The sequence below is a fragment of the Janibacter sp. YB324 genome, assembly GCF_014217915.1.
In the GTDB taxonomy this organism is placed as follows: domain Bacteria; phylum Actinomycetota; class Actinomycetes; order Actinomycetales; family Dermatophilaceae; genus Janibacter; species Janibacter indicus.
This window is the reverse complement of sequence record NZ_CP060120.1, coordinates 2,043,920-2,070,399: the sequence shown is the minus strand read 5'-3', so window position 1 is coordinate 2,070,399 and position 26,480 is coordinate 2,043,920. Positions and strand designations below refer to the sequence as shown.

Annotated in this window: 25 protein-coding genes and 2 pseudogenes; 15 read left to right on the top strand and 12 right to left on the bottom strand. The window is 71.5% G+C overall.

The window, feature by feature from the left end; translation table 11 throughout:
* Positions 1–13: 13 nt before the first annotated feature.
* Complete coding sequence (locus tag H7A72_RS10025; RefSeq protein ID WP_072626258.1) at positions 14–193, bottom strand: Rv0909 family putative TA system antitoxin; 180 nt, start codon at positions 191–193, stop codon at positions 14–16.
* A gap of 191 nt (positions 194–384) precedes the next feature.
* On the opposite strand from H7A72_RS10025, the gene H7A72_RS10020 reads away from it, so the two are divergent.
* The 6 genes from H7A72_RS10020 to H7A72_RS09995 all read left to right on the top strand — a co-directional run bounded on the left by H7A72_RS10020 (position 385) and on the right by H7A72_RS09995 (position 6,318).
* Positions 385–951, top strand: coding sequence for a YceI family protein (locus H7A72_RS10020; protein WP_072624961.1), 567 nt, complete (start codon positions 385–387; stop codon positions 949–951).
* A gap of 133 nt (positions 952–1,084) precedes the next feature.
* Positions 1,085–1,669, top strand: a complete 585-nt coding sequence (gene def / locus H7A72_RS10015) for a peptide deformylase (RefSeq protein ID WP_072626257.1) — start codon at positions 1,085–1,087, stop codon at positions 1,667–1,669.
* Positions 1,666–2,601 carry a tRNA (adenosine(37)-N6)-dimethylallyltransferase MiaA gene (miaA, locus tag H7A72_RS10010; protein ID WP_185220437.1) on the top strand — a complete coding sequence of 312 codons (936 nt, stop codon included), beginning with the start codon at positions 1,666–1,668 and terminating at the stop codon, positions 2,599–2,601. The genes def and miaA overlap by 4 nt, the downstream gene beginning before the upstream one ends.
* On the top strand, positions 2,598–3,467 hold the full coding sequence (gene dapF, locus H7A72_RS10005) for a diaminopimelate epimerase (RefSeq protein ID WP_185220436.1): 870 nt from the start codon (positions 2,598–2,600) through the stop codon (positions 3,465–3,467). Before miaA ends, dapF begins: the two co-directional genes overlap by 4 nt.
* Before the next feature lie 74 nt (positions 3,468–3,541).
* Complete coding sequence (gene ggt, locus H7A72_RS10000; RefSeq protein WP_185220435.1) at positions 3,542–5,368, top strand: gamma-glutamyltransferase; 1,827 nt, start codon at positions 3,542–3,544, stop codon at positions 5,366–5,368.
* A 41-nt stretch (positions 5,369–5,409) separates the two neighbouring features.
* Positions 5,410–6,318: a hypothetical protein gene (locus H7A72_RS09995; protein WP_185220434.1), complete on the top strand. Its 909-nt coding sequence runs from the start codon at positions 5,410–5,412 to the stop codon at positions 6,316–6,318.
* Here the strand turns inward: H7A72_RS09995 and H7A72_RS09990 are convergent.
* Positions 6,281–6,892 carry a class I SAM-dependent methyltransferase gene (locus H7A72_RS09990; protein WP_072624956.1) on the bottom strand — a complete coding sequence of 204 codons (612 nt, stop codon included), beginning with the start codon at positions 6,890–6,892 and terminating at the stop codon, positions 6,281–6,283. The two genes, H7A72_RS09995 and H7A72_RS09990, sit on opposite strands and share 38 nt — an antisense overlap.
* Positions 6,893–7,048: 156 nt before the next feature.
* Between H7A72_RS09990 and H7A72_RS09985 the strand changes: the two genes are divergently transcribed.
* A complete protein-coding gene (locus H7A72_RS09985) occupies positions 7,049–8,626 on the top strand; it encodes a DUF222 domain-containing protein (protein ID WP_185220433.1) in 1,578 nt (525 codons plus the stop codon).
* On the opposite strand, the gene glpK is transcribed toward H7A72_RS09985, so the two are convergent.
* Positions 8,627–10,159: a glycerol kinase GlpK gene (gene glpK, locus H7A72_RS09980; RefSeq protein WP_084451295.1), complete on the bottom strand. Its 1,533-nt coding sequence runs from the start codon at positions 10,157–10,159 to the stop codon at positions 8,627–8,629. It abuts the gene before it with no gap.
* Between the two features lie 58 nt (positions 10,160–10,217).
* Here glpK and H7A72_RS09975 point away from each other — a divergent pair, with 58 nt between their 5' ends.
* The 3 genes from H7A72_RS09975 (at position 10,218) to H7A72_RS09970 (ending at position 13,418) form a co-directional block, all read left to right on the top strand.
* A complete protein-coding gene (locus H7A72_RS09975) occupies positions 10,218–11,924 on the top strand; it encodes a glycerol-3-phosphate dehydrogenase/oxidase (RefSeq protein WP_084451294.1) in 1,707 nt (568 codons plus the stop codon).
* Between the two features lie 67 nt (positions 11,925–11,991).
* On the top strand, positions 11,992–12,267 hold the full coding sequence (locus H7A72_RS17180; RefSeq protein WP_370543531.1) for a hypothetical protein: 276 nt from the start codon (positions 11,992–11,994) through the stop codon (positions 12,265–12,267).
* Positions 12,268–12,308: 41 nt separating this feature from the next.
* Positions 12,309–13,418: an alkaline phosphatase gene (locus H7A72_RS09970; RefSeq protein WP_370543530.1), complete on the top strand. Its 1,110-nt coding sequence runs from the start codon at positions 12,309–12,311 to the stop codon at positions 13,416–13,418.
* Here H7A72_RS09970 and H7A72_RS09965 read toward each other — a convergent pair.
* Positions 13,388–14,824 carry an amino acid permease gene (locus tag H7A72_RS09965; protein ID WP_223277601.1) on the bottom strand — a complete coding sequence of 479 codons (1,437 nt, stop codon included), beginning with the start codon at positions 14,822–14,824 and terminating at the stop codon, positions 13,388–13,390. The two genes, H7A72_RS09970 and H7A72_RS09965, sit on opposite strands and share 31 nt — an antisense overlap.
* 281 nt (positions 14,825–15,105) lie before the next feature.
* Between H7A72_RS09965 and H7A72_RS09960 the strand changes: the two genes are divergently transcribed.
* Positions 15,106–15,246 carry a hypothetical protein gene (locus H7A72_RS09960; RefSeq protein ID WP_164513591.1) on the top strand — a complete coding sequence of 47 codons (141 nt, stop codon included), beginning with the start codon at positions 15,106–15,108 and terminating at the stop codon, positions 15,244–15,246.
* 43 nt (positions 15,247–15,289) lie between these two features.
* Positions 15,290–16,810 carry a GTPase HflX gene (gene hflX / locus H7A72_RS09955; protein ID WP_084451292.1) on the top strand — a complete coding sequence of 507 codons (1,521 nt, stop codon included), beginning with the start codon at positions 15,290–15,292 and terminating at the stop codon, positions 16,808–16,810.
* 9 nt (positions 16,811–16,819) lie between these two features.
* Here hflX and H7A72_RS09950 read toward each other — a convergent pair whose 3' ends face one another.
* Positions 16,820–17,413, bottom strand: coding sequence for a LysE/ArgO family amino acid transporter (locus H7A72_RS09950; RefSeq protein WP_223277600.1), 594 nt, complete (start codon positions 17,411–17,413; stop codon positions 16,820–16,822).
* A gap of 70 nt (positions 17,414–17,483) precedes the next feature.
* Here H7A72_RS09950 and H7A72_RS09945 point away from each other — a divergent pair, with 70 nt between their 5' ends.
* Both H7A72_RS09945 and H7A72_RS09940 read left to right on the top strand, forming a co-directional pair.
* Entirely contained in the window at positions 17,484–18,374 is an 891-nt protein-coding gene (locus H7A72_RS09945) for a LysR family transcriptional regulator ArgP (RefSeq protein ID WP_185220431.1), read from the top strand.
* Positions 18,374–18,634, top strand: coding sequence for a hypothetical protein (locus H7A72_RS09940; RefSeq protein ID WP_185220430.1), 261 nt, complete (start codon positions 18,374–18,376; stop codon positions 18,632–18,634). Before H7A72_RS09945 ends, H7A72_RS09940 begins: the two co-directional genes overlap by 1 nt.
* On the opposite strand, the gene H7A72_RS09935 is transcribed toward H7A72_RS09940, so the two are convergent.
* Positions 18,621–19,190 carry a cysteine hydrolase family protein gene (locus tag H7A72_RS09935; protein ID WP_185220429.1) on the bottom strand — a complete coding sequence of 190 codons (570 nt, stop codon included), beginning with the start codon at positions 19,188–19,190 and terminating at the stop codon, positions 18,621–18,623. The two genes, H7A72_RS09940 and H7A72_RS09935, sit on opposite strands and share 14 nt — an antisense overlap.
* Positions 19,187–20,686, bottom strand: coding sequence for a cytosine permease (locus tag H7A72_RS09930; protein WP_185220428.1), 1,500 nt, complete (start codon positions 20,684–20,686; stop codon positions 19,187–19,189). Before H7A72_RS09930 ends, H7A72_RS09935 begins: the two co-directional genes overlap by 4 nt.
* 17 nt (positions 20,687–20,703) lie before the next feature.
* On the opposite strand from H7A72_RS09930, the gene H7A72_RS09925 reads away from it, so the two are divergent.
* Positions 20,704–21,369 (top strand): metal-dependent phosphohydrolase, encoded by a 666-nt coding sequence (locus H7A72_RS09925; protein WP_185220427.1) that lies wholly within the window; start codon positions 20,704–20,706, stop codon positions 21,367–21,369.
* On the opposite strand, the gene H7A72_RS09920 is transcribed toward H7A72_RS09925, so the two are convergent.
* The 5 genes and pseudogenes from H7A72_RS09920 to H7A72_RS09900 form a co-directional block, all read right to left on the bottom strand.
* Complete coding sequence (locus tag H7A72_RS09920) at positions 21,347–21,610, bottom strand: DUF4031 domain-containing protein (RefSeq protein WP_072624947.1); 264 nt, start codon at positions 21,608–21,610, stop codon at positions 21,347–21,349. The two genes, H7A72_RS09925 and H7A72_RS09920, sit on opposite strands and share 23 nt — an antisense overlap.
* Before the next feature lie 19 nt (positions 21,611–21,629).
* Positions 21,630–22,421, bottom strand: coding sequence for an amino acid ABC transporter ATP-binding protein (locus H7A72_RS09915; protein ID WP_072624946.1), 792 nt, complete (start codon positions 22,419–22,421; stop codon positions 21,630–21,632).
* Positions 22,408–23,030, bottom strand: a pseudogene (locus H7A72_RS09910) (amino acid ABC transporter permease). Before H7A72_RS09910 ends, H7A72_RS09915 begins: the two are co-directional and overlap by 14 nt.
* Before the next feature lie 97 nt (positions 23,031–23,127).
* Positions 23,128–23,871, bottom strand: a pseudogene (locus tag H7A72_RS09905) (transporter substrate-binding domain-containing protein); the annotation flags it as partial.
* A 24-nt stretch (positions 23,872–23,895) separates the two neighbouring features.
* On the bottom strand, positions 23,896–26,478 hold the full coding sequence (locus H7A72_RS09900; protein ID WP_185220426.1) for an RNA helicase: 2,583 nt from the start codon (positions 26,476–26,478) through the stop codon (positions 23,896–23,898).
* Between the last annotated feature and the right edge of the window lie 2 nt (positions 26,479–26,480).

Genomic DNA, 26,480 nt, shown 5'->3' with positions numbered 1-26,480 from the left:
CAGTGAGGCAGCCTCACTCGCCGATCTTGCCGTCGAGGAAGTCCTTGCCCTTGTCGGCGTGTTCGGAGCTGGCACCCTTGCCCTCAGCGAACTCGCCGGCCTTGTCGAGGCCCTGGTCGCTCACCTGCTCGACCTTGTCGCTGTTGTCGCCCAGCGCGTCGGTCGCCTTGCCCTTCAGATCGTCGAAGCCCATGGTGTTCTCCTTCGTGTCGGGTTGCCCGGTGACGGGCCGTGCCACCAGCCAAACACGTCATCCCGCGCGCTTCAACCGCTGGGGACGTAGCATGTACATGTCGTTGAAAATCCAATAGTTGACACGACAACAAAGCAGGTCTACTGTCATGTGTGCACCCAGACACCACCCCACATCGCAAGGAGCACCTCATGACCGAGTCCGCCGCCATCACCCCCCTCGCCGACCTGGCCGCCGGTACCTACGTCCTCGACGCCAGCCACTCCGAGGTCGGCTTCGTCGCCCGCCACGCGATGGTCACCAAGGTCCGCGGCTACTTCCGCGAGCTCGAGGGCACGATCACCGTCGCCGACGACTTCGCCGCTTCGACGGCGACCGCCACGATGCAGGTCGCCTCGATCGACTCCGGCTCCGCCGACCGCGACGGCCACCTGAAGTCGGCCGACTTCTTCGACGTCGAGAACAACCCGGTCATCACCTTCGCCAGCACGGGCATCAAGGACGTCAAGGGCGAGGAGTTCACCCTCGTCGGCGACCTGACGATCAAGGGCGTCACCCGCCAGGTCGAGCTCGCCGCCGAGTACGAGGGCACCGCCCAGGACCCCTTCGGCAACATCCGCGCCGGCTTCACCGCCCGTACCGACGTCGACCGTGAGGACTTCGGCCTCACCTGGAACGCCGCGCTCGAGACCGGTGGCGTCCTCGTCTCGAAGAAGGTCACTCTCACCCTCGACCTCTCGGCCATCAAGCAGGCCTGAGGCCCCCAGACCGTCCGGCAGCACTGACGCCGGACACACCCCGCGACGCCGGGGCCGGAACCCCCTGTCCGGTCCCGGCGTCGTCCTGCGTGCAGGTGCCGACCGCGCGCCGTGGCGACATACGATGCCGACCATGACGATCCACCCCATCACCATCTGCGGCGAGCCGGTGCTGCACACCCGCGCCCAGCCGGTCGCCGACTTCGACGCCGAGCTGCGCACCCTCGTCGAGGACATGTACGCCACCCAGGAGGCCGCCCACGGTGTTGGCCTCGCCGCCCCGCAGATCGGGATCGGTCTGCGGATCTACACGTGGAGCATGGCCAACGAGGACGGCGTGCCCTCCCTCGGCCACGTCATCAACCCCTACGTCAAGGCGAGCAAGCCGGCGGTCGGTGAACCGGACCGCGACCACGAGTCCGAGGGCTGCCTGTCCGTCCCCGGCTACTCCTTCCCCCTTCGTCGGGGTGAGCGCGCCGAGGTGACCGGCTACGACTGGGACGGCAAGGAGATCGCCTTCTCGGCCACCGGGTGGTTCGCCCGCTGCATGCAGCACGAGTACGACCACCTCAACGGCTTCCTCTACGTCGACCGGCTGGGTGACAAGTGGAAGAAGAAGGCGCGCAAGGCGATCAAGGCCGAGGGCTGGGGCGTGCCCGGCAACACCTGGCTGCCCGGCGAGGGGCCCGACCCCTTCGGGCACGACGACGAGGAGTGAGCGGGCTGCACCGCCCCGAGGTCGTCGCCGTCGTCGGGGCCACCGCCACCGGCAAGTCCGACCTCGCGCTCGACCTCGCCGAGGAGCTCGGCGGCGAGGTGGTCAACGCCGACGCCATGCAGCTCTACCGGGGCATGGACATCGGGACCAACAAGCTGCCCGTCGCCCAGCGTCGCGGGGTCCCGCACCACCTCCTCGACGTCCTCGAGGTGACCGACGAGGCCACGCTGGCCGACTTCCAGGCCCGGGCCGAGACCGCGATCGTCGACATCCTCGGGCGTGGACGCGTGCCGGTCCTCGCCGGTGGCTCCGGGCTCTACGTCCGGGCCGCACTCGACCACCTCGACATCCCGCCCACCGACCCCGCCGTGCGGGCCCGGCTCGAGGAGCAGGCGCAGGACGAAGGGGGGCGCGCCGCCCTTCGTCGTCGACTGCGGGAGGTCGACCCGGCAGCCGCAGACGCCATCGAACCCAACAACATCCGGCGGATCATCCGGGCCCTCGAGGTCGTCGAGATCACCGGGCGGCCCTTCTCGGCGACGGCACCCACGAAGCGGTACCGACGCCCTTCGCTCGTCATCGCCCTGCGCGACGACTGGGACGCCCTGACCGACCGGATCGACCGGCGCACCCGCGCCATGTGGGAGGCGGGCCTGCTCGACGAGGTCCGGCGTCTCGACGCTGCCGGGCTGCGCGACGGGCGCACCGCCTCACGGGCGATCGGCTACGCGCAGGCGCTGGGCGAGCTCGACGGGCTCTGGGGCCGTGAGGAGGCCATCGCCGACACCGCGCGTGCGACGCGGCGCTACGCCCGCCGGCAGGAGTCCTGGCTGCGGCCCGACCCCCGGGTGCAGTGGCTCGACGCGGCCGCGCCCGGGCTGCGGGAGAGCGCCGTGGGCCTGGCGACCCGACCGGCACAATGGACCCCATGACGCTGCGATTCACCAAGGGCCACGGGACCGAAAACGACTTCGTCCTCGTGCCCGACCTCGACGCCGAGCTCGACCTGACCCCGTCGCAGGTCGCCCTGCTCGCCGACCGCCAGGCCGGCATCGGTGGCGACGGCGTCATCCGGATCGTGCGCACCGCCGACGCGGCCGAGGAGGAGGTCCGGGCGCTCGCCGGCGAGGCCGAGTGGTTCATGGACTACCGCAACCACGACGGCTCGCTGGCCCAGATGTGCGGCAACGGCACGCGGGTCTTCGCGACCTGGCTGCGGCGCGAGGGACTCGTCGGCGACGAGTTCTCGATCGCCACCCGCGCCGGTCTCAAGGGGATCCGCTTCGAGGGGGAGCAGGTCGTGACGCACATGGGGCAGTGGCGCTTCGTCGACGAGGCGAAGGCCCAGGCGCAGGGTTTCGACGCGCTCGTCCACGTCGAGGAGGCCGAGGAGATCACCGAGCCCTACTCGGCGCTCTCGCTCGACCTCGGCAACCCGCACACGGTCGTGGCGCTGCCGCCCAACGTCAACCTCAACGGCCTGCGCCTGCGCCGCCCGCCGGCGGTCAACCCCGTGCCGCCGGAGGGCAGCAACGTCGAGTTCGTGCGGGTCCTGGGGCCCGGCCGGATCTCGATGCGCGTCCACGAGCGCGGCGTCGGTGAGACCCGCTCCTGTGGCACCGGCGTGTGCGCCGCGGCGATCGGCACGGCCTTCTGGTCGGGAGACGTCGACGCCCCGAGCGAGTACACGGTCGAGGTTCCCGGAGGCACGCTGCGGGTGCGGCTGCTGCCCGGGCGCGAGGTGGAGCTCGCCGGGCCGGCCGTGCTCGTGGCCGACGGGACGACGACGCTCGTGTGACCCCCCTTCGTCCCGGGGCGGCCGTGGTGTCCGCTCGCGCTGCGCGTGAGGCCGATCACACCTAGCGTGGATGCATGGGACGCGCCACACCGACCTTGATCAGCACTCTCGCGGCCGGGGCCCTGGCCCTGACCGCCGCCACCGGGGGCGCCGCAACCGCCGACCCCGGGCCGCCACCCGTCGGACACGATCTGCCCAAGGTCCCCGTGATGCGCGGCGCCGGCGGGGCCGTCGCGTCCGTCGACCCCATCGTCAGCCAGATCGGCATCGACGTGCTCGAGCGAGGCGGCAATGCCGCCGACGCGGCTGTCGCGATGGCCGCCGCCGTCGGCGTCGTCGAGCCCTACAGCTCCGGTATCGGGGGCGGCGGCTTCTTCGTCCACTACGACGCCGACACCGGCAAGGTCGAGACCATCGACGGCCGGGAGACCGCTCCGGCGAGCTTTCACGACAAGGTCTTCGTCGGTGCCGACGGCAAGGCGATGGACTTCGACACGGTGGTCAACTCCGGTCTCTCCGTAGGTGTCCCGGGCACGCCCGCGACCTGGGAGATGGCTGCCGAGCGCTACGGGACGATGTCGCTCAACAAGCTGCTCAAGCCGGCCGAGGAGACCGCACGCAAGGGCTTCGTCGTCGACCAGACCTTCCATGACGCGACCGCCGACAACGCCGAGCGTTTCGCGATGTTCCCCGACACGGCGAAGATCTACCTGCCCGGCGGTGAGCCGATCAAGGTCGGTGCCGTCCTGCGCAACCCCGACCTGGCCAAGGCCTACCGACAGCTGCGCACCCATGGGTCAGCGGCCATGCAGCGCGGTGCCATGGGAGAGGCGGTCGTCGACACCGCGCGCAACCCCCGCACGGCGCCCGGGGTCACCGTCCCCTCGGGGCAGATGACCCGCTCGGACATGCGCGCCTACGAGGCCAAGGTCAAGGCGCCCACCCACAGCGAGCACCGTGGCCTCGACATCTACGGCATGGCAGCGCCGAGCTCGGGTGGCATCGCCGTCGGCGAGATCCTCAACCTGCTCGAGTCCTACGAGGAGCGCACCGGCAAGCGCACGCAGGACCTCAGCGAGGGGGAGTGGGCGCACTGGTTCGCCGAGGCCTCCGCCACGGCCTTCGCCGACCGCAACCGCTGGGTGGGCGACGTGCCCGACGTGCCGACGCAGGAGCTGCTCTCGCAGGATTTCGCCGACGAGCGCTCGTGCCTCTTCGGTGAGGACTCGGCGATGACCCGCCCCGTCCCCTTCGGGCAGCCGGACGGCTCCTACGACGACTGCCAGGCCTCGACCGAGACCACCGCCGTCGGGTCCGAGGACCAGCACACGACCTCGCTGACCGCGGTCGACAAGGACGGCAACACCGTGACCTACACGCTGACGATCGAGCAGTACGGCGGCAGCGGCATGGTCGTCCCGGGCTACGGCTTCCTGCTCAACAACGAGCTGACCGACTTCAACTTCACGCCGGTGACCGACGGGGTCCCCGACCCCAACCTGCCCGGCCCGGGCAAGCGGCCGCGCTCGTCGATGGCCCCGACCATCGTCCTCGAGGACGGCACGCCGTGGATGACCGCCGGTAGCCCGGGCGGCGCGACGATCATCACGACCGTCGCCCAGCTCGTCGGCGGGGTCGTCGACCGCGACCTGGCCATCGGCGACGCGCTCGCCGCGCCACGGGTCTCCTCGCGCAACGGCTCGGCGACCGAGCTCGAGCCGGCGCTCGCGGACGGCGACGTCGGTGACTACCTGCGTTCGCTTGGCCACACGACCAAGAAGGTCGACCGGATCGGCAATGCCACGGGGATCCGGGTCCACGGGCTCGACGACCTCGAGGCCGCGGCCGAGCCGACGCGTGCCGGTGGCGGGTCGGCGATGGTCGTCGACGAGGACGAGTGACGGTGGGGCAGCAGCGCTGACGCTCGCCGTAGGCTCCCCGGATGGAGCTGATCACGGAGGTGTCCTGCGGCGACTGGCTGCGTGAGCGGATCGGTGGCTGGGGCCGGGTCGGTGGGACTGCGGGCGCGGGCTTCGAGGCCTACGCGCGCATCCTGCACCCGGTGCCGGTGCACCGTGAGGACCTCACGGTCGCCGACCGGTGGGGCATGCACCCGGTGCTGGAGGAGGGGCGCTGGCGGTGGTCGCGCGTGGCGGCCCGACAGGGGCTGACGATGCACCCGCTCGTCCAGTGGAACCGGCTGGCGGACCTCCACCAGGGGGTCGACTTCGCCGACGGCTGGCGGGTCGGGCAGTCGCGCGACGGGGCCCTGGACGTCGATCTGCTCGCCGGGCTGACCAGGCACCTGCGGGAGGCCACGCGCTCGCCCGAGCAGCTCGTCGTGGGCATCTGGGCGGGGTGGGGCGAGCTGACGGGCTCGACCGTGGTCTATGCGGGCGAGGACGACGGTGGCAAGGAGACGGACGCCGAGGCGGAGGCCGACGCACGGATGCGGCTGCATCTCGAGGAGCAGCGGACCTCGGTCGCGCCCGACGTCGCTGCGGCGGTGCGACGCGGCCCGCTCCTGGTGCTTCCCGGTCGCGAGTACGTGCTGTTGGCGACCGACTGCGACGAGCTGGCCGACGAGACGTGGCCGCACCGGGCGGGCATCGGGTGGACGTCGGTCTTCGACGGGCCGCTCCCGCAGCTCGTCTGGCCTGCGGACCACGCCTGGGTGGTCGCCAGCGAGATCGACTGGGACAGCACGATCGTGGCCGGCTCCCGGGCACTCGTCGACGCGGTGCTCGCCGACGGCCGGTTCGAGGCCTTCGAGGTCGAGGAGGGGAGCGACCTCACCTGGGAGGGCGACCTGGTCAACCCGCCGCGGGCCGGCTGGTCCGCAGGACCCTGAAGCCCTTGCTCGACCCGACGCGCTCGGTCGGCAGACCGAGGTCGGTGCTGATCCAGCGCTGGTAGCCGTCGGCGCCGAGGTTCTTGCCGATGACGAGGTGAGCGTCGGCTCCCGGCGCGAGGCGGGGGAGCCAGGTGCGCAGCAGCTCGTGGACGGCGGGCTTGCCGATGCGGATCGGCGGGTTGGACCAGATGGCGGCGAAGGGGAGATTCGCCGGCACCTCGTCCGGACGGGCGGTCCGCACGTTGGTCAGCCCGAGGGCGGCCGCATTGCGGCGGGTGAGGTCGAGCGCCCGCTCCGTGACGTCGACGGCCCAGACCGTGGCCTCGGGGGCCCGGAGCGCGAGGGTGAGGGCGATCGGGCCCCAGCCGCAGCCGATGTCGAGCAGGTCTGCGGCAGAAGGGGGTTGGGGCACCGTGTCGAGCAGGATCGCCGTCGCCTTGTCGAGACCGGTGGGGGAGAAGGTGCCACCTGCGGTCTCCACCGTGACCTCTCGGCCGGCGAGCGTGACATCCAGCGGGCGTCGCTCGGCATCGGTCGCGGCAGGGGAGTCGGTGAAGTAGTGGTCGGTCACGGGACAACCCTAGGTGCGCTGTCGGTGGTGGGTGACAGGCTGATGCTGTCGAAGGGGGTGCTTCGGCGGGGGCGGTTGCACCGGGACATTTCTTGGCCCGCCCTCGTGAATCTATCGAACAGGTGTTCTATAATGATGGGAGCGAGGGGAGGCGCGATGACCGAGACGACGGTGCGGGGCAGTGGCGAGTGCGACGCCAGCAGTGAGGCGCGCTTGCCCGACGCACTGGCGGCGTCGCTGGCGGCCCTGGGGGCGGCATCGGTCGACGGCCTCGGCGAGGCCGAGCTCCTCGAGGTCGTCGCCCTCCTCGAGTCGACCAAGGGCGCGGCGTCGGCCCTGCAGGCGCGGGCCACCGAGCGCTTCGTCGAGCAGCGCGACGGGCTGGTGTCTGCCGCAGTCGCCCGTGAGGAGCTGTCCGACCGGCAGGCGTCGCTGCAGCGGCGGGCCGCTCGGTCCGAGGTGGCGCTGGCCCGGCGGGTCTCACCCGGGCAGGCCGATCGGCACGTGGGCGTGGCACGGGCGCTCGTCCACGAGCTGCCGTGCACGATGGCGGCCCTGACGGCGGGGCAGATCAGCGAGTGGCGGGCGACGATCGTCGTCCGCGAGACCGCATGCCTGGCGGCGGCCGACCGGCTCGAGGCCGATCGTCGGCTGTCCGGGTGCCTGACGACACTCGGTGACCAGGGCCTGTCTCGGGCGGCCCACCGGGTCTGCGCCGACCTCGACCAGGCGGCACTGGTCGAGCGCCGCCGGCGGGCCGCGGCATCACGCCGGGTCGGCGTGCGCCCCGCGCCCGACGGCATGGCCTGGCTGAGCGTGCTCGGTCCGGTCGCCGAGGTCGTCGGCGCCTACGCGGCCCTGCGGTCTGCCGAGCGGGGCCGCCATGTTGCCACCGGAGACGCGCGGGTCGATGCGGAGCGGGCAGCCGATGAGCGTGGCGAGGGTGCCTGGCTCGCCGACACGGCTCTCGAGCTGCTCTCCGGTCGGGCCGAGGGGCAGCCACAGCCGGTCGAGGTCGCGCTCGTCATGAGCGAGGCGGCCCTCCTGCCCGGTGTCGCCCCGGCCAGCGACGGCCCGGCCAGCGTCGCCCCGGCCAGCGTCGCCCAGACCAGCGTCGCCCCGGCCGGCGGCGAGCAGGTCGAGGTGCCGGGCTTCGGGGCGATGCCCCCGGAGACGGCGCGCGAGATGGTCCTGCGTCTGCTCGACGGCGCCGACGCAGACGACGCCGCGTCGTCCGGGGTGTGGCTGCGTCGCCTGTGGACCTCGCCCGGTGGGCACGAGCTCGTCGCCATGGACTCCACGCGTCGGCTCTTCCACGGCGGGCTGAGGCGCTTCGTCGAGCTGCGCGACCAAGGCTGCCGGGTGCCGTGGTGCGATGCACCCGCGCGCCAGGTGGACCACGTCGAGGCCTTCGCCCGGGGCGGCGAGACCTCAGCGGCCAACGGTCTGGGCGTCTGCCAGCGGCACAACCTCGACAAGGAACAGCCCGGCTGGAGCGCCGAGGTGCTCGCGAGCGGGCTCGATCCGGGCGGGGGGAGGCCCCACGAGGTGGTCCTCAGCACCCCGACCGGCGTCGAGTCCCGCAGCCTGGCCCCACCACCCCTCGGTCACGGCCGTGGGGCGATCGGGCAGGTGTCTACGGGTCCGGTGCCTGCAGGTCCGATGGAGGTGTCGCACCCGGACGTGCTGTGGTCGCCCCTCGAGGTGCGCCTCGGTGAGCTCTTCGCCGCCTGATCATTCGACGTCCTCGTCCACCCAGTCGAGGGTCTTGGAGATGGCCTTGGTCCAGTTGCGGTGCAGCCGCTCGACCTCGTCCTCGTCCATCGACGGCGACCATCGCTTCCCCTCGGACCAGTTGTCGACGATCTCGTCCGTCGACTCCCAGTAGCCGACGGCCAGGCCGGCGGCGTAGGCGGCACCCAGGGCCGTGGTCTCGGCGATCTGCGGCCGCACGACGTCGACGCCGAGCATGTCCGCCTGGAACTGCATGAGCGTGTCGTTGGCGACCATCCCCCCGTCGACCTTGAGCTCGGTCAGCCGCCCGCCGGCCCGCTCGGCGTCGGCCTGCATCGCGTCGAGCACGTCACGTGTCTGGTAGGCCGTCGACTCCAGCGCCGCACGGGCGATGTGGGCCTTGGTGGCGTAGCGGGTCAGCCCGAGGATCGCGCCGCGTGCGTCGGGCCGCCAGTGCGGGGCGAAGAGCCCGGAGAAGGCCGGCACGAAGTACACCCCGCCGTTGTCCTCGACGCTGCAGGCGAGCGCTTCGACCTCGGGCGCCTCCTTGATGAAGCCGAGGTTGTCGCGCAGCCACTGGATCAGCGACCCGGTCACGGCGATCGACCCCTCCAGGGCGTAGACCGCGTCCTGCTCGCCCAGCTGGTAGCAGACCGTCGTCAGCAGGCCGTTGTCGCTGGAGACGATCTCGGTGCCGGTGTTGAGCAGCATGAAGTTGCCGGTGCCGTAGGTGTTCTTGGCGGTGCCCGGCGTCAGGCACGCCTGACCGAAGGTGGCCGACTGCTGGTCGCCGAGGATCCCCGCGATCGGCGTGCCGTTGAGGACGCCCGGCTTGCACTCGCCGTAGACCTCCGAGGACGAGCGGATCTCGGGCAGCACCTGCACCGGCACCCCGATGGCCTCGCACGTGGCCTCGTCCCACTGCAGGGTGCGCAGGTCCATGAGCATCGTGCGCGAGGCATTGGTGACGTCGGTGACGTGGACGCCGTCGTTCTCCCCGCCACCGGTGAGGTTCCACAGCACCCAGGTGTCCATCGTGCCGGCGAGCAGCTCGCCGGCCTCGGCGCGCTCCCGGGCTCCCTCGACGTGGTCGAGGATCCAGGCGATCTTGGGCCCGGCGAAGTACGTGGCGAGCGGCAGCCCGCAGACCTCCTTGAAGCGGTCGAGCCCGCCATCGGACGCGAGCTCGTCGACCAGCGCCTGGGTCCGCGTGTCCTGCCAGACGATGGCGTTGTGGATCGGCTGCCCGGTCGCCTTCTCCCACACGACGGTCGTCTCGCGCTGGTTGGTGATGCCCACCGCGTCGATGTGGCCGCTGTTGAGGTTGGCCTTGCCGAGGGCGCCGCCGATGACGCGGCGGGTGTTGCCCCAGATCTCCAGGGCGTCGTGCTCGACCCAGCCGGCCCGCGGGAACATCTGCTCGTGCTCGATCTGATCGGTAGCGATGACTGCCCCGTCGCGGCCGAAGACCATGGCCCGGGTGCTCGTCGTCCCTTGGTCGATGGACAGCACGTACGTGGTCGGTGCACTCATGTTGGCATCCTGTCAGGTCGGGTTCCTCGGCGGGCAGGTTGCCGACTACCGTTGTGCCATGCCGAATCCCACACCGCTCGATCACCAGCAGCGCGACGCGGCCTGGCGTCGCATCGCCGAGGAGGACCTCGACGTCCTCGTCGTCGGTGGGGGAGTGACCGGCGCGGGCGTCGCGCTCGACGCGGCCACCCGTGGCCTCAAGGTCGCCCTCGTCGAGCAGCGCGACTTCGCCTCCGGCACCTCCTCCCGGTCCTCCAAGCTCTTCCACGGCGGGGTCCGCTATCTCGAGCAGCTCAACTTCGCGCTCGTGCGCGAGGCCCTCCAGGAGCGTGAGCTCATGCTCACCCGCATCGCCCCGCACCTGGTCAAGCCGGTGAGCTTCCTCTACCCGCTGTCGCACCCGGTCTGGGAGCGGCCCTACGTCACCGCCGGCCTGACCCTCTACGACACGATGGGCGGCGGCCGGTCCGTCCCGCGCACCAAGCAGATGACGAAGGGGGGAGTGCGCCGGATCGCGCCCGGGCTCAAGCCCTCCGCGCACCACGGCGGCCTGCTCTACCACGACGCCCAGTGCGACGACGCCCGCCATACCCTCACCGTCGTGCGCACCGCCGCCTCCTACGGCGCCACCGTGCTCAACTCCGCCAAGGTCACCGGCCTGCTCCACGCCGGTGAGCGCGTCGTGGGCGCCCGGGTGCTCGACGTCGAGACCGGCGACGAGGTCGAGGTCAACGCCTCGGTGGTCATCAACTGCACCGGCGTGTGGACCGACGACATCCAGACCATGGCCGGTGGGCGAGGACGCTTCCACGTGCGGGCGAGCAAGGGCGTGCACATCGTCGTCGCCCGCGACCGGGTCAACTCCGAGACCGGCCTGATCCTGCGCACCGAGAAGTCGGTGCTCTTCTGCATCCCCTGGGGCACCCACTGGATCATCGGCACGACCGACACCGACTGGAACCTCTCCCGGGCCCACCCCGCCGCCACCTCGGCGGACATCGACTACATCCTCGAGCAGATCAACGGCGTGCTCCTCACCCCGCTCACCCGCGACGACATCCAGGGCGTCTACGCCGGGCTGCGCCCCCTGCTCGCCGGAGAGTCGGAGGAGTCCTCGCAGCTGAGCCGAGAGCACGCGGTGGCTCGCCCCCAGCCGGGGCTGATCTCGATCGCCGGCGGCAAGTACACGACCTACCGGGTCATGGCCGCCGACGCCGTCGACGCCGCCCGCGAGGACCTCTCGCCCGGCGTCCCCGAGAGCGTCACCGCCCACATCCCGCTCGTCGGCGCCGAGGGGTACCAGGCGCTCGTCAACCAGCTCGACACCCTGAGCCGACGGCACGACCTGCCGGTCTGGCGGGTGACCCACCTGCTCGACCGCTACGGCTCGATGGCCGTCGACCTCTTCGCCATGATCGACGAGGACCGTTCTCTCGCAGAGCCACTCGCCGGTGCCGAGGAGTACCTGCGGGTCGAGGTCGTCTACGCGGCCCGCCACGAGGCGACGCTCCACCTCAACGACCTGCTCACCCGCCGGATGCGCATCTCCATCGAGACACCCGACCGCGGCGTCGAGGCCGCCGAGCCGGCCGCGCGGATCCTCGCGGCCGAGCTCGGCTGGGACGAGGAACGCACGACCTCCGAGATCGACCACTACCTGCGCCGCGTGCGGGCCGAGATCGAGAGCCAGCAGCTGACCGAGGACGAGCGGGCCGACGCCGAGCGCACCGAGGCGACCGACATCCGGGTTCTGGCCAAGGGCTGACCTGCCGGTCACGTGCCGGCCACCTGGTGCCCACGTCGTCGCCACCCGGGCGCGGGAGCCTCGACCCATGCACAAGATCTCCCGTCGCGTCGTCCTGTCCACCACCGTCGCCGCTGCCGGTGCGGCGGCCCTCCAGCCGTCGGCCGTCGCCGCCCCCTTCCAGGTGCACCGCAGCCGGCCCCTGCTGCCCTCCGGCGTCGCCTCGGGCGACGTCACGACCAACTCGGCGGTGATCTGGGCCCGGGCAGGATCGACCTGCGGCAACTCGCCCCGGGGCGGCGGCACGAGATCGAGGTCGCCTTCGAGGACGAGGAGGGGCGAAGGGGGCAGGCCGCGGACCTGACCTTCACGACGGCACCGCGTGGCCGGTCCGGCCAGTCCTTCGTGTGGACCGGGGACACGGCGGGTCAGGGGTGGGGGATCAACCCCGAACTCGGCGGGTACACGGCCTACCGGACGATGCACGAGACCCGTCCCGACTTCTTCGTGCACTGCGGTGACACCATCTACGCCGACGGGCCGATCGAGGCCCGCGTCACCGAGCCCGACGGGCAGGTCTGGCGCAACCTCGTCATCCCCGAGGTGGAGGAGCGGGCGCAGAGCCTCGCGGAGTTCCGTGGGCGGCACCGCTACAACCACCTCGACGACAACCTACGGGCGATGTCCGCGGACGTGCCGGTGCTGGCCCAGTGGGACGACCACGAGACGACCAACAACTGGTACCCCGGCGAGATCCTCACCGACCCCGCCTACGACCGTGAGCAGCGTGTCGACGTCCTCGCCCGCTGGGCCAAGCAGGCGTGGTGGGAGTGGCAGCCGATCAGCAACGGCCAGGACCGTCGGGACGGGCAGCGCATCCACCGCAAGGTCTCCCGGGGCAGGCACCTCGACGTCTTCTGCCTCGACATGCGCACCTACAAGGACCCCAACACCGCTGGGCTCGAAGGGCATCGGACCTCGCTCATCGGCGACGAGCAGGTGCGCTGGCTGGCGGCCGAGCTCAAGGCGTCGAAGGCCACCTGGAAGGTCATCTCGGCCGACCTGCCGATCGGGATCGTCGTCCCGGACGGCGACGCCCAGGAGTCGCTGGCCAATCGGGACCCGGGTGCCCCGCTCGGCAAGGAGATCGAGCTGGCGTGGCTGCTGCGCGAGATCAAGGACGTGCCCGGCGTCGTGTGGATCACCGCCGACGTGCACTACTGCGCGGCCCACCACTACAGCCCGGAGCGAGCGGCCTTCACCGACTTCCGGCCCTTCTGGGAGTTCGTCGCCGGTCCGATCAACGCCGGCACCTTCGGGCCCAACGAGATGGACGCGACCTTCGGCCCGCGGGTCGACTTCGTCAAGAGTGCCGACTACCCCAACCAGTCGCCGCGCGGGGGCAACCAGTTCTTCGGCCACGCCGACATCGCCGACGACGGCACGCTGACCGTCACCCTGCGCGATGCCCGCGGCGGCGTGCTCTACACCCGGGAGCTGTCACCGGAGAGGTGAGCCGCGTCCTCGAGGACGATCGGGGCCCTCCCTTCGTCCCGCACGAGGGTGAACCATGCGATCGTGATGAGCACGAGGGCGCCGGCACCGACGAAGAAGGCGTCGCGGCCGGACTCGGTCGTCGCCAGCAGCACGATGACGCCGACCATGAAGGCCATCGCGATGACGTTGAGGATCGGGAAGAAGGGCATCGCGAAGCCGGTGGGTGCCACGCCCGCGCGGGCCATGCCGGCCCGCATCCGCCAGTGCGCGAGCAGGATCATCAGCCAGGTGAAGACCGTCGCGAAGGACGCGATCGCGGCGACGAAGAAGAAGAGCCGGTCCTCGATGACGAGGAAGAGCACGAGGCCCACCGCACCCGCACCGAACATGCACAGCACCGGGTAGATCGGGATGTGCGCCCGCGGCGACAGGTGGAGGAAGGAGCGCGGCGCGTGACCCTGCTCGGCGAGGCCGTACATCGTGCGTGAGCAGGCGTAGAAGATCGCGTTCATCGCCGACAGGGCAGCGGTGAGGACGACGAAGTTCATCACGTGCTGCGCCGCGGGGACCTGGAGCGCGGCGAAGACCTCGACGAAGGGGGAGGACTCGCCGGTGACCTCGTCCCACGGGATGATCGACATGATCACCGCGAGCGCCGCCACGTAGAAGAGCAGGATGCGGAAGGGCACGGTGTTGACCGCGCGTGCGATGGAGTGCTCGGGGTCGTCGGCCTCGCCGGCCGTCATCCCGAGCGTCTCGATGCCGCCGAAGGAGAAGACGACGACGCTGAAGCTCATGATGATGCCCCACAGGCCGAAGGGGGCGAAGCCGTCGTGGCTCCACAGGTGGGCGACGTCCGGTGTCGTGCCGCCGACCTCGCGCCCCCAGAGGATGAGCGCCAGTCCACCGACGACGAGGGCGATGATCGCCGTCACCTTGATGAGGGAGAACCAGAACTCCAACTCCCCGAAGACCCGCACCGCCATGAGGTTGAGGGCGCCGATGAGGGCGATCGCCGCGGCCATCCACACCCAGCCGGGGACGCCGGGGAACCACAGCCCCATGTAGGTCGCGACGGCGGTCATGTCGGCGATCGCGACGACCGCGAGCTCGAGCCAGAAGACCCAGCCGACGATGAAGCCGGCGTAGGGGCCGAGGAAGGAGCCGGCGTACTGCGCGAAGGACCCGGCCACGGGATGGCGGACCGCCATCTCACCGAGGGCGCGCATGACGATGTAGACCATGAAGCCGGCCACGGCGTAGGCAACGAGGACGGCCGGGCCGGCGGCCTGGATCGTCTCGGAGGAGCCGTAGAATAGGCCGGTGCCGATGGCGGTGCCGAGCGCGATGAACTGCACGTGGCGGGGGTTGAGCCCGCGGTCGAGGTGCTCGTGCTCGGGGACGGTGGCGGGGGAGTCGGACACGGCTGGAGACCCTACGCTCTCGCCCCGGGCGACGCGGTACCGGTGGCACGATGCGGGTATGGGGATCTTCAGCCGTCGCCGTCGGCCGTCACCACCGCCGCCCGGGGGCCACGACTCCGTCCTGCCGACGCTGGAGCAGGGCGCGGCCGACCGGCTCATGGCGCTCGCTCGACAGCATCTCGCCTCACGAGGGGTCGAGACGACGATCGACGCCGGCTACCTCGAGGCCGCTGACGGGCAGGTCTACGGGTTCTGGTGCCTTGGAGTCCCAGCCCGGGCCGGTGACACCACACGCCTACCACCGCGCTGCCGACGGGTCGACCAGCGTCGTCACCCATCAGGGAGAGGAGGGCATCGAGATCCTCGTCGCGGGCGCCTTCGGGCAGGCCTTCAATGCCGTCATGGGGGACGGCCGGGACTAATGGTTGGCCCTGCGGCGTTGCAGGGTGAGATCCTGAGGAGAACATGACCGAACCACTGCACAGCGCCCACGACGACGCCGACGACGACACCACCCCCAGCCCGATCATCGACCGGGTGCTCTCCCGCCGCGCCCAGGCGCTGGCCGACCGCGACGGCTTCCTCGAGCCGGCTGGCGACATCGACTACGACGGCGACCAGTTCGACCGCGAGGAGCGCTCCGCCCTGCGCCGTGTGCAGGGCCTGTCGACCGAGCTCGAGGACATCACCGAGGTCGAGTACCGGCAGCTGCGTCTGGAGCGCGTCGTCCTCGCGGCGGTCTGGAGCGACGGGACCGTTGCCGACGCGGAGAACTCCCTGCGTGAGCTGGCGGCCCTGGCCGAGACGGCCGGCTCCGAGGTGCTCGCCGGTGTCCTGCAGCGGCGCCAGACCCCTGACCCCAGCACCTATCTCGGCTCGGGCAAGGCCCAGGAGCTCAAGGAGATCGTCGTCGCCGAGGGCGCCGACACCGTGGTCTGCGACACCGAGCTGGCACCGAGCCAGCGGCGTGCCCTCGAGGACGTCGTCAAGGTCAAGGTCATCGACCGCACCGCCCTGATCCTCGACATCTTCGCCCAGCACGCCAAGTCCCGTGAGGGCAAGGCGCAGGTCGAGTTGGCCCAGCTGCAGTACCTCCTGCCGCGCCTGCGTGGCTGGGGCGAGTCGATGTCCCGGCAGGCCGGTGGTCAGGCCGCCGGCGGTCAGGGCATGGGCTCGCGTGGTCCGGGTGAGACCAAGATCGAGCTCGACCGCCGCCGGATCAACTCCCGCATCGCCAAGCTCAAGCGCGAGCTCGCCGGCATGAAGACCCACCGCGACACCCGTCGCGCGGCCCGCGCGCACCACGAGGTGCCGGCCGTGGCCATCGCCGGCTACACCAACGCCGGCAAGTCGACCCTGCTCAACCGCCTCACCCACGCGGGCGTCCTCGTCGACAACCAGCTCTTCGCGACTCTCGACACCACCGTGCGTCGCGCCGAAACGCCCGACGGGCGCGAGTACACGCTCACCGACACCGTCGGCTTCGTCCGGGCGCTGCCGCACCAGCTCGTCGAGGCCTTCCGCTCCACGCTCGAGGAGGTCGCCGACGCCGACCTGCTCCTGCACGTCGTCGACGGCTCGCACCCCGACCCCGAGGGCCAGATCTCGGCCGTGCGCGCGGTGCTGGCCGACGTCGACGCGACCGACGTCAAGGAGGTCGTGGTCGTCAACAAGGCTGACGCCGCCGACCCCGAGGTCGTCGACCGGATCCTGCGGCACGAGCGCCACTCGATCGCCGTGTCGGCGCGCACCGGCGCCGGGGTCGAGGAGCTGCTCCAGCTCGTCGCCGACGAGCTGCCCAAGCCCGACATCGACGTCGAGGTCCTCCTGCCCTACTCGCGCGGCGACCTCGTCAGCCGGCTGCACGACGAGGCCGAGATCCTCTCCGAGGAGCACCTGGGCCAGGGCACGCTCGTCGTCGCCCGGGTGCACGGTGACCTCGCGGCCGAGCTGACCCCCTTCGCCACGACGTCGGCGGCCGGCTGACCGTCGCGGTCAACGGCTGACGAGCAGGACCGCCAGCCCGATCATCGTCAGGCCGATGAGGCCGTCGAGGACGCGCCACGTCCCCGGGCGGCCCAGCGGGCCGGCGAGCGCCCGGGCCCCGAGGCCGAGGCCGGTGAACCACACGATGCTGCCGAGCGCCGCCCCCGTCGCGAAGGCCCACCGCTGCTCGCCGTGCCCGTTGGCGATCGACCCGAGCATGAGCACGGTGTCGAGGTAGACGTGCGGGTTGAGGAAGGTGATGGCGAGCGTGCTCGCGATGACCGACCCGCGGCCGGCAAGAGCGGTGGCCTCGAGGCCCTCCGGCGACGCGGCCCGGCGCAGGGCGAGCAGGCCGTAACCCACGAGGTAGGCCGCGCCGAGCCAGGTGACGACGCGCACCGCGGTCGGGTGGTCGCTGACGAGTGCGCCCACACCCGCCGTGCCGAGCATGATGAGCAGGGTGTCGGCGGCGATGCAGATGAGCACGACGGGGGCCAGGTGCTCACGCCGGATCCCTTGGCGCAGCACGAAGGCATTTTGCGCGCCGATGGCGACGATGAGGGTGAGGCCGGTGAGCAGGCCAGCGACGGCGGAGACGATCACGGGCTGACGGTAGGCGTCGGGTCCACCTGAAGGCCAGCGAAAGAGTCTGCAGTGTCATTAGCATTGCTTCATGCAGATCGATCAGCTCCGCGCCCTGCTCGCCGTCGTCGACGAGGGAACCTTCGAGGCGGCGGCCGGTGCGCTGGGCATCACCCCCTCCGCCGTCAGCCAGCGGATCAAGGCGCTCGAGGCCGCGGCCGGCCGGGTGCTCGTCGAGCGCAGCGCTCCCGTGCGGGCCACCGCCGCCGGCACGGCGGTCGCGCGCACGGCTCGGCAGATGGTCCTGCTCGCCGACCAGCTCCGCGCCGACCTGGGCGAAGGGGGGTCCGCTCCCGTCGAGCTCCCGGTCGCCGTCAACGCCGACTCCCTCGCGACGTGGTTCGAGCCGGTGCTCGCGACCGCGGCCGGGTGGCCCGACACCCTGCTGCACCTCGAGGTCGAGGACGAGGAGTACAGCGCCGACCACCTGCGGCGGGGTGCGGTCGTGGGGGCCGTGACCGCCGACCCGACCCCGGTCGCGGGCTGCCGCACCGAACCGCTCGGGTCGATGCGCTACCTGCCGGTGGCAGCGGCACCGCTGGCGGAGGAGTTCGCGAAGGGCCGTGGGCACGACTGGGAGCGCATGCCGGTCCTGCGCTTCAACGCCAAGGACGACCTGCAGCACGGGGTGCTGCGCGACCTCGGGGTCGACGTGGTCCCGCCGACCTCGCAGGTGCCCTCCTCGGAGGGCTTCGCCGCGGCAGTGCGGGCCGGGCTGGGGTGGGCCATGCTCCCGGAGGCCCAGGTGGGCGATGACCTCGACACCGGCCGGCTGGTGCTGCTGCGTCAGCGGGAGCACCGCGACGTCCCGCTGTACTGGCAGGCGTGGACGCTGCGCACCGCGCGGATCGAGCGGCTCGGCGAGGCGGTGCACGAGGCGGCTCGGGCGCTGCGGCCCGTTCGCCCCACGCGGACCAGGTGATGCACGCCAGCCTCGTCACCGAGGCGGGCTACACGATCTTCGCCAGCGACACCCCGCCCGGCATGACCCGCACCCTGGGCACGTCGGTGACGATCAGCATCAGCGGCGACGAGACCGAGCTGCTGCGCAGCTACTGGGCCGGCCTGACGGCCGGGGCCCAGGTCGAGGTGCCCCTCGAGGTGCAGATGTGGGGCGACGAGTACGGCTCCTTCACCGACCGCTACGGCATCCCGTGGATGGTCAACATCACCGTGAGCTGAGCACCGCCACGCTCGTCGAGACCTCGATCTGCGGCGAGTACAGCGCCATGACCTGCAGAGCGGCCTCGTGGTTGTCCTGGGTCGAGCCCGCACAGGCGTCGGCGGCCACCACGACGGTGGCGCCGTCGTCGGCGGCCGGCAGCGCCGTCGAGATGACGCAGCAGTCGGTCGAGACACCGGCGAGCACGACCGTGGGGGTGGGGCCGGTGATGCGGGTCAGCGGCTCACCCCACTTGCCGAAGGTCGAGCAGTCCACCGACCCGCGGTTGCTCCAGCCCGCGGCCGGGGTGACGAGGTCGAAGACCGGGTCGGTCGCGGGGCGATCGGCGAAGGACCAGCGCTCGAAGTAGGGCCCCCACGAGCCGGGTCGCTCCGAGCCGGGGACCCACCGGGTGACGATCGTGCGCCCGGCACCGAAGCTCGAGCGCAGCGACTTGATCGGCGCGAGCGCGTCGTCGAACATCGGCGAGCCCCACTCCGAGGTGGGGTCGGCGAAGATCCGCTGGGGGTCGATGACCACCAGCCAGGCGTCGTCGAGCGGGGGCAGCTCGGTCATCGCTCCTCCTGCCGCCGCACGATGCCCCGTCGCGCGACCAGGGTGATGACGAAGGCGAGCCCGAGGGCGACGATGACGCCGAGGTTGGCGTAGGACCAGTCGCCGGCCCAGTAGTTGCCGGCGGGGTCCTCGACGAGCTCGGCGCCGAGGAAGGCCTTGAGCAGGTAGCCCTGCCAGTTGTTCCACGTCGAGTCAGGCATCGCATTGGTCACCAGACCCCAGCCGATGACTGAGGCGAGGACCATCGTGCCGATGGAGATCCAGTCGACCGAGCCGTAGCGCCCACGGGCGTCGAAGAGCGCCTCCTCGTCGTAGTCACGCCGGCGCAGCGCGAGGTCCGACAGGAAGATGCCCGCCCAGGCGGCCAGCGGCACGCCGAGGGTGATGAGGAAGGACTGGAAGGGGCCGAGGAAGTTCTCGGCGAAGAAGACGACGTAGATCGTGCCGAGCGTGAGCAGCAGGCCGTCGAGGCCGGCAGCCGCCGGGCGGGGGATGCGCACCCCGAGGCTCAGCAGGGTCAGGCCCGAGGAATAGATGCCCAGGACCGCGCCCGAGACGAGCGCGAGCACGGCCGCGACACCGAAGATCACGAGGTACCAGGTCGGCAGGATCGTCGCGAGGGTGCCGACCGGGTCGGCGACGATGCCGGCGCGCAGGGTCTCGTCGGAGCCGGCCAGACCGATGCCGTAGGCGACGAGGAGCGCGGGCGCCAGGGCGCCACCGAGGGTGTTCCACGCGACGATCGCGCCGGAGGAGGCCTCGCGGCTCTGGTAGCGCGACCAGTCGGCGGCGATGTTGATCCACCCGAGACCGAAGCCGGTCATCACCATGATGAGCGCGCCGAGCACCTGCTGGAAGGACCCGCCCTCGAGGGAGGTCAGGGTCGACCACTCGATGTGGCCCACGGTCAGGCCCACGTAGACGATCGTCGCCAGACCGGTCAGCCAGGTCAGCCACGACTGCATCCGCATGATCAGGTGGTAGCCCGCGACCGAGGCGCCGACGATGAGGGCCGCGACGACGAGCATGGCGACGACCTTGGTCGGCGTGCCACCGCCCCAGCCGAGCTCGCGCATGACGGTTGCCGTCGCGAGCGTGGCCATGATCGCCAGGAAGGTCTCCCACCCGATCGAGACGACCCACGAGACGACCCCGGGCAGCTTCTGCCCCCGGACGCCGAAGGCGGCGCGCGAGATGACCATCGTCGGTGCCGAGCCGCGCTTGCCCGCCACGGCGACGAGCCCGCACAGCAGGAAGGAGACGACGATGCCGATGACCGAGACGAGGAGGGCCTGACCGAAGGAGATCCCGAAGTCGAGGACGAAGCTGCCGTAGGAGATGCCGAAGACGGAGACGTTGGCCGCGAACCACGGCCAGAAGAGGTCGGCCGGGCGGGCGGTCCGGTCGGCCTCGTCGATGATCTCGATGCCGGTGGTCTCGACGCCCGCACGCCGGACGGACTCGAGGGTGTCGCTCCGCGGGGAGTCAGCGCTCATTCCGGCAGAATTGCACGGTGGACACGTTGCGCAGCCGATGGCACGCCGATGTGACCGCTCTGTGCCCCGACGCACCCCACGAGCGGGCCGCGGCGGAGGTCACCGACCTCCTCGACCGGTGGCTCGAGGACCACCGCTCCTACCACGACGTCGTGCACCTCGCGGAGGTCCTCGCGGCCCTCGACGAGCTGGCCGAAGGGGGTGACCTCCCCGCGCGGGATCGTCACCTTGCCGGACTGGCCGCGTGGTACCACGACGCGGTCTACGAGACCCACGCCGCCGCCGGCGCCAACGAGCAGGCGTCTGCGGAGCTGGCGCAGCAGCGCCTCGCTGACCTGGGCCTCGGCCCCTCGGATCTCGCCCTCGTCGCCCGGCTGGTCCGGGAGTCGGCCACCCACGAGATGAGCTCGCCGGGCCCTGCGGCTCGTGCCTTCCACGACGCCGACCTGTGGATCCTCGCGGCACCGACCGAGCGATTCGACGCCTACTGCCACCAGGTCCGGATCGAGTACGGCATGGTCGGCGACGAGGACTTCGCGCGGGGCAGGAGTGCGGTGCTCGCTCCCTTCGTCGAGCGCGACCGTCTCTACCTCACCGACCACGCGCACGAGCGGTGGACCGGGCGCGCGCGGGTCAACCTGCGACGCGAGCTCGACCGGCTCAGCGGCGCTTCGCCGCGCTGACGCGCAGGCCGCTGGCGATGAGCCGGCGGATCAGGTCGCTCCCGCTGACCTCGGTGGCCCCCGCCGCCACGACCTCGTCGTAGCGCTCGACGGGCACGTCGTAGTGGTCCTCGTCGAAGAGCCGCCGCGGCAGCCCGACGTGCTGGGCGAACTCGTGCAGCTCCGCCAGGGAGGAGTCCGAGACCAGGTGGCTCCACGTGCGGCCCCAGCCGGGCCACGTGGGCGGGTCGACGAGGATCATCGCAGCGGCACCTGCACCGTCACAGCGGGTCGAGGATCCGCTGGAGGAAGGAGCGGGTCCGCTCGGCCTGCGGGTCGAGGATCACCTGCTCGGGTGCCCCGCGCTCGACGACGACGCCGCCGTCGATGAAGAGCACCTCGTCGGCGACCTGCCGGGCGAAGCGGATCTCGTGGGTGACGACGACCATCGTCCAGTGCTGCTCGGCGAGGTCGCGCATGACCTGCAGCACCTCGCCGACCGTCTCGGGGTCGAGCGCGGAGGTCGGCTCGTCGAAGAGCACGACCGACGGGCGCAGGGCGAGGGCTCGGGCGATGCCGACCCGCTGCTGCTGGCCGCCGGAGAGCTGGAAGGGGTACTTGTCGGCGTGCTCGGACAGGCCGACCTGGTCGAGCAGGGCCAGGGCCCGCTCGCGGGCGGCCTGCGGGTCCTCGCCCTGCACGACGACCGGCCCCTCGGTGATGTTGTCGAGGGCGCTCTTGTGGGCGAAGAGGTTGTGGCCCTGGAAGACGAAGCCACTCTGCCGACCCAGCGCGGTCAGCTGCTCGCGCTGACCCCGGGGGAGCCGGTCGTGACGGCCGGGCGTCAGCTCGCCGAAGTCGAGGCTCGCGTCGCCGACCGTGATGACGCCGGCGTCGGGGCGCTCGAGCCCGCCGAGGGCGCGCAGCAGGGTGGTCTTGCCCGAGCCCGAGGGTCCGAGGACGACCGTCACCTCGCCGGAGCCGACCTCGAAGGAGATGTCGCGCAGGACCTCCTTGTCACCGAAGCTCTTGCGGACGTGGGCCGCGGAGACGACCACCTCAGGCTGCGACATAGCGGCTGAACCTCTCCTCGGCGCGGTCCTGGAGGACGGACAGGATCGTGCAGATGATCCAGTAGTAGAGGGCGGCGAGCGCGAACATCGGCATGTACTGGAAGGTCGGTGCCGCGGCGAACCGGGCGGTCTGGGTCAGCTCGACGACGAGGATGATCGAGGTGAGCGAGGTGTCCTTGAGCAGGGAGACGAGGGTGTTGGACAGCGGCGGGATCGCCGTGCGGCCGCCTGCGGCAGGATGATCCGCCGCAGTGCCGTCCGTGGCCCCATGCCGATCGTCTGCGCCGCCTCCCACTGGCCCTTGGGGATCGACTCGATGGCCGAGCGGATCACCTCGGCCGCGTAGCCGCCGACGTTGAGCGACAGGGCGATGACGGCGGCGACGAAGGGCGGCAGGTCGATGCCGATCTCGGGCAGCGCGTAGAAGATGAGGAAGAGCTGCACGAGCAGCGGGGTGCCCCGGATGATCGAGATGTAGGCGCGCGCGATGGCCCGTGGCACGGCGGAGGTCGACATCCGGCCGATGGCGGTGACGAGGGCGAGCACGAGGCCGATGGCGAAGGAGATCGCGGTGAGTGGGATCGTCACCTTGATCGTCGCCCAGGCCATGGGCCAGGCATTGTCCTTGACGAGGTCCCAGGCACTCGGGGCTGCGTTGTCGGCCGAGAAGTACTTGTCGTAGATCGCCTGGGGTGGTGCCGTCCTCCTCCATCTCGGCGAGGGCCTGGTTGATCTCCGGCATGTAGCCGGTGCCCTTCTTCGCGGCGAAGACCGACTGGGCCTGGTCGTCCGTCTCCGCGACGATCTTGACCCCGGGGTCGGGGCTGGTCGCGATGTAGTTGCGCACGGCGAGCTTGTCGTTGACGATCGCGTCGACGCGACCCTCCTTGAGGCTCGACATCGCCTCGTTCATCCCGTCGACGCCGACGATCTCGGCGCCGTGGTCCTTGGCCACCTCGGCCCAGCTGCTCGTGAGGTTTTCGGCGGCGCGCTTGCCCTTGAGGTCGGAGAGCTCCTCGATCCCCTCGGGGTTGTCCTCGGCGACGACGAGGACGCCGGCGGTGTCGACGTAGGGGTCGGAGAGGTCGTAGAGCTTCTCCCGCTCGGGGTTGACGTTGACCTGGTTGGCGACGACGTCGAAGCGCCCTGCGGCCAGGGCGGCGAACATCGAGTCCCACGGCGTCGCGACGAACTCGACCTCGACCCCGAGACGCTCGCCGACGGCCTTCATCACCTCGACGTCGAAGCCGGTGAAGTCGTCGCCCTGCTTGATCGAGAAGGGGGCGTACACCCCTTCGGTCCCGACCCGAAGGGGGTCGGGGACCTGCGCAGACGCTGCGTCGGGGGTCGTGGGCGCGGCCTGCGCGGCGGGCGCGGACAGCAGCGCCGGGCCGAGGGCGACGGCGAGCGCGAGCAGGAGGTGGGCGAGACGCCGGGGGAGCGTGGTCATCAGGTCGTCAGGATATGTCCGGGCTCACAACCGCCGCAGGGCGGTGGCGAGCACGACCGCCTCGCCGACGCGGTCGGACGCGTCGAGGTCGACGGTGGCCTCGACGACCCAGTCGCCGTCGCCCTCGGGGTCGGCGAGGGTCTGGCGCACCTCCCACAGCCGCGCGTCCGGGGTCACGTCGGGGTCGAGCCCCGGTGCCGGGCCACGGACCTCCGCGATGTGCAGGTGGTGCGGACCGCGCGCGTCCTGGTCGGTCCCGATGCGGTCGTGCTCCTCCCAGTAGTCGCCGAGGGCGACGTCCCAGTCGTCGTGGCGCATCAGTGGCGCGCGGCCGTCGTCGGCGAGCTCGGCCGCCGCGGCCTCGAGGGCCGACAGCGCCGACAGGTCGTCGCGCGCTGCGCGCTCGACACGCTGCCACAGGGCACCGCGCACCATGGTCCGGAAGGGGCCGGTGCGGGCGGACAGCGGGCGCGGCGGTGCCGTGGCCTCGCGGCCCTCGGCCAGCCGGGTGGCCGCATCGGGGTCCGTGAGTGCCTCCCACTCGTCGAGGAGCGAGGAGTCGGTCTGCCGCACGGTCTCGCCGAGCCACTCGACGATCTCGCGCAGCTGCGGCGAGGAGTGCGCCTCGGGCACGGTGCGGGTCAGGGTGCGGTAGGCGTCGGTGAGGTAGCGCAGCACGAGTCCCTCGCGCGGGCCGAGGGTGAAGCGGCGCACGAAGTCGGCGAAGGACATGCCCTCTTCCCACATGAGGCGCACGACCGACTTGGGGACGAGGGCCTCCTCGGGCAGCCACGGGTGGGTCTGGCGGTAGGTCTCGAAGGCGGCCGCGAGCTCCTCGGCGAGCGGCCGCGGCCAGGTGACTTCGTCGAGCAGGCGCATCCGCTCCTCGTACTCGATGCCGTCGGCCTTCATCTCGGCGACCGCCTCGCCGCGGGCGGCGTGCTGCTGGGCGACGAGGACCGCCATCGGCGCCTCGAGGACCGCCTCGATCGTCGAGACGACGTCGAGGGCGTGGGTCGGGGAGTCGGGGTCGAGCAGGTCGAGCGCCGCCAGCGCGAAGGGGGCGAGCGGCTGGTTGAGCGCGAAGTCCGGGGGCAGGTCGAGGGTGAGGGCCACGGTCCGTCCGGTCCCGTCCGGCTCCGGGAGACGCTCGAGCACACCGGAGTCGAGCAGGCTGCGCCCCAGACGGATGGCCCGTCGGGCGAGGCGAGCCCTCCCCTTCGCGTCCTCGTGGTTGTCCCTCGTGAGGCGCGACAGGGCGGTCACCGGGTCACCGGGCCGGGCGACGACGTTGAGGATCATCGAGTTGTCGACCTTCATCCGCGACCGCAGGGTCTCGGGCGCATTGCTCGTCAGCTTGGTGAAGGTGTCCTCGGTCCACACGACGAAGCCCTCGGGCGGCTTCTTGCGCTGGACCTTCTTGCGCTTCTTCTCGTCGTCGCCCGCCTTGAGCAGCGCGCGGTGGTTGTCGATGACGTGCTCGGGTGCCTGCACGACGACGTAGCCCTCGGTGTCGTAGCCGGCGCGGCCGGCCCGCCCCGCGATCTGGAGGAACTCGCGCACCCGCAGCACCCGGTGGCGGGTGCCGTCGAACTTCGTCAGCGAGGTGAAGAGCACGGTGCGGATCGGGACGTTGATGCCGACACCGAGGGTGTCGGTGCCGCAGATGACCTTGAGCAGGCCCTCCTGGGCGAGCTGCTCGACGAGCCGGCGGTAGCGGGGGAGCATGCCGGCGTGGTGCACGCCGACGCCGCGACGCAGCATGCCGCCGAGGGTGCGGCCGAAGCCGGCGGAGAAGCGGAAGCCGGCGAGCCGGTCGGCGATGGCCTGCTTCTCGTCCTTGTCGAGCAGCTTGAGCGTCTGGACCAGGCGCGCGTGCTCGGCGGCATTGGCCTGGGTCTGGTGGACGACGTAGACGGGGGCCCGGCGCCACTCGAGGATCTCCTCGATCGTCTCCTGCAGCGGGGTGAGGGCCCAGCGGAAGGTCAGCGGGACGGGTCGCTCGGCGTCCTTGACCACCACGACGTCGCGCCCGGTGCGCTCGGCGAGGTCGTCCTCGATGGCCCGGGTGTCGCCGAGGGTGGCCGACATGAGGAGCATCTGCGCCTGCGGCAGCTCGAGCAGCGGGACCTGCCAGGCCCAGCCGCGCTCCGGCTCGGCGTAGTAGTGGAACTCGTCCATGACGACGAGACCGACGTCGGCCTCGCGACCCTCGCGCAGGGCGAGGTTGGCGAGCACCTCTGCGGTGCAGACGATGACGGGAGCGTCGGCGTTGACCGACGCGTCGCCGGTGAGCATGCCGACGTTGTCGGCGCCGAAGATCGCGCAGAGGTCGAAGAACTTCTCCGAGACGAGCGCCTTGATCGGCGCGGTGTAGAAGGCGACCTGGTCCTTGGCCATGGCGTGGGCGATCGCCCCGGTCGCGACGAGCGACTTGCCGGACCCGGTGGGGGTGGCGAGGACGACGTGGTCGTCGCCGAGGAGGGCGAGCAGCGCCTCCTCCTGGTGCGGGTAGAGCGCCAGGCCACGATCGGCCGTCCAGGCGGAGAACCGCTCGAAGAGCTCGTCGGGACCGGTGCCGACGGGCACGGAGAGCGGATCTGTCATCC

Bases quoted from the DNA above. Each gene is read 5' to 3' on its own strand.
- H7A72_RS10025 (WP_072626258.1), bottom strand. From the start codon at position 193: ATGGGCTTCGACGATCTGAAGGGCAAGGCGACCGACGCGCTGGGCGAC.
- H7A72_RS10020 (WP_072624961.1), top strand. From the start codon at position 385: ATGACCGAGTCCGCCGCCATCACCCCCCTCGCCGACCTGGCCGCCGGT.
- def (WP_072626257.1), top strand. From the start codon at position 1,085: ATGACGATCCACCCCATCACCATCTGCGGCGAGCCGGTGCTGCACACC.
- dapF (WP_185220436.1), top strand. From the start codon at position 2,598: ATGACGCTGCGATTCACCAAGGGCCACGGGACCGAAAACGACTTCGTC.
- ggt (WP_185220435.1), top strand. From the start codon at position 3,542: ATGGGACGCGCCACACCGACCTTGATCAGCACTCTCGCGGCCGGGGCC.
- H7A72_RS09995 (WP_185220434.1), top strand. From the start codon at position 5,410: ATGGAGCTGATCACGGAGGTGTCCTGCGGCGACTGGCTGCGTGAGCGG.
- H7A72_RS09985 (WP_185220433.1), top strand. From the start codon at position 7,049: ATGACCGAGACGACGGTGCGGGGCAGTGGCGAGTGCGACGCCAGCAGT.
- glpK (WP_084451295.1), bottom strand. From the start codon at position 10,159: ATGAGTGCACCGACCACGTACGTGCTGTCCATCGACCAAGGGACGACG.
- H7A72_RS09975 (WP_084451294.1), top strand. From the start codon at position 10,218: ATGCCGAATCCCACACCGCTCGATCACCAGCAGCGCGACGCGGCCTGG.
- H7A72_RS17180 (WP_370543531.1), top strand. From the start codon at position 11,992: ATGCACAAGATCTCCCGTCGCGTCGTCCTGTCCACCACCGTCGCCGCT.
- hflX (WP_084451292.1), top strand. From the start codon at position 15,290: ATGACCGAACCACTGCACAGCGCCCACGACGACGCCGACGACGACACC.
- H7A72_RS09945 (WP_185220431.1), top strand. From the start codon at position 17,484: ATGCAGATCGATCAGCTCCGCGCCCTGCTCGCCGTCGTCGACGAGGGA.
- H7A72_RS09940 (WP_185220430.1), top strand. From the start codon at position 18,374: ATGCACGCCAGCCTCGTCACCGAGGCGGGCTACACGATCTTCGCCAGC.
- H7A72_RS09935 (WP_185220429.1), bottom strand. From the start codon at position 19,190: ATGACCGAGCTGCCCCCGCTCGACGACGCCTGGCTGGTGGTCATCGAC.
- H7A72_RS09930 (WP_185220428.1), bottom strand. From the start codon at position 20,686: ATGAGCGCTGACTCCCCGCGGAGCGACACCCTCGAGTCCGTCCGGCGT.
- H7A72_RS09920 (WP_072624947.1), bottom strand. From the start codon at position 21,610: ATGATCCTCGTCGACCCGCCCACGTGGCCCGGCTGGGGCCGCACGTGG.
- H7A72_RS09915 (WP_072624946.1), bottom strand. From the start codon at position 22,421: ATGTCGCAGCCTGAGGTGGTCGTCTCCGCGGCCCACGTCCGCAAGAGC.
- H7A72_RS09900 (WP_185220426.1), bottom strand. From the start codon at position 26,478: ATGACAGATCCGCTCTCCGTGCCCGTCGGCACCGGTCCCGACGAGCTC.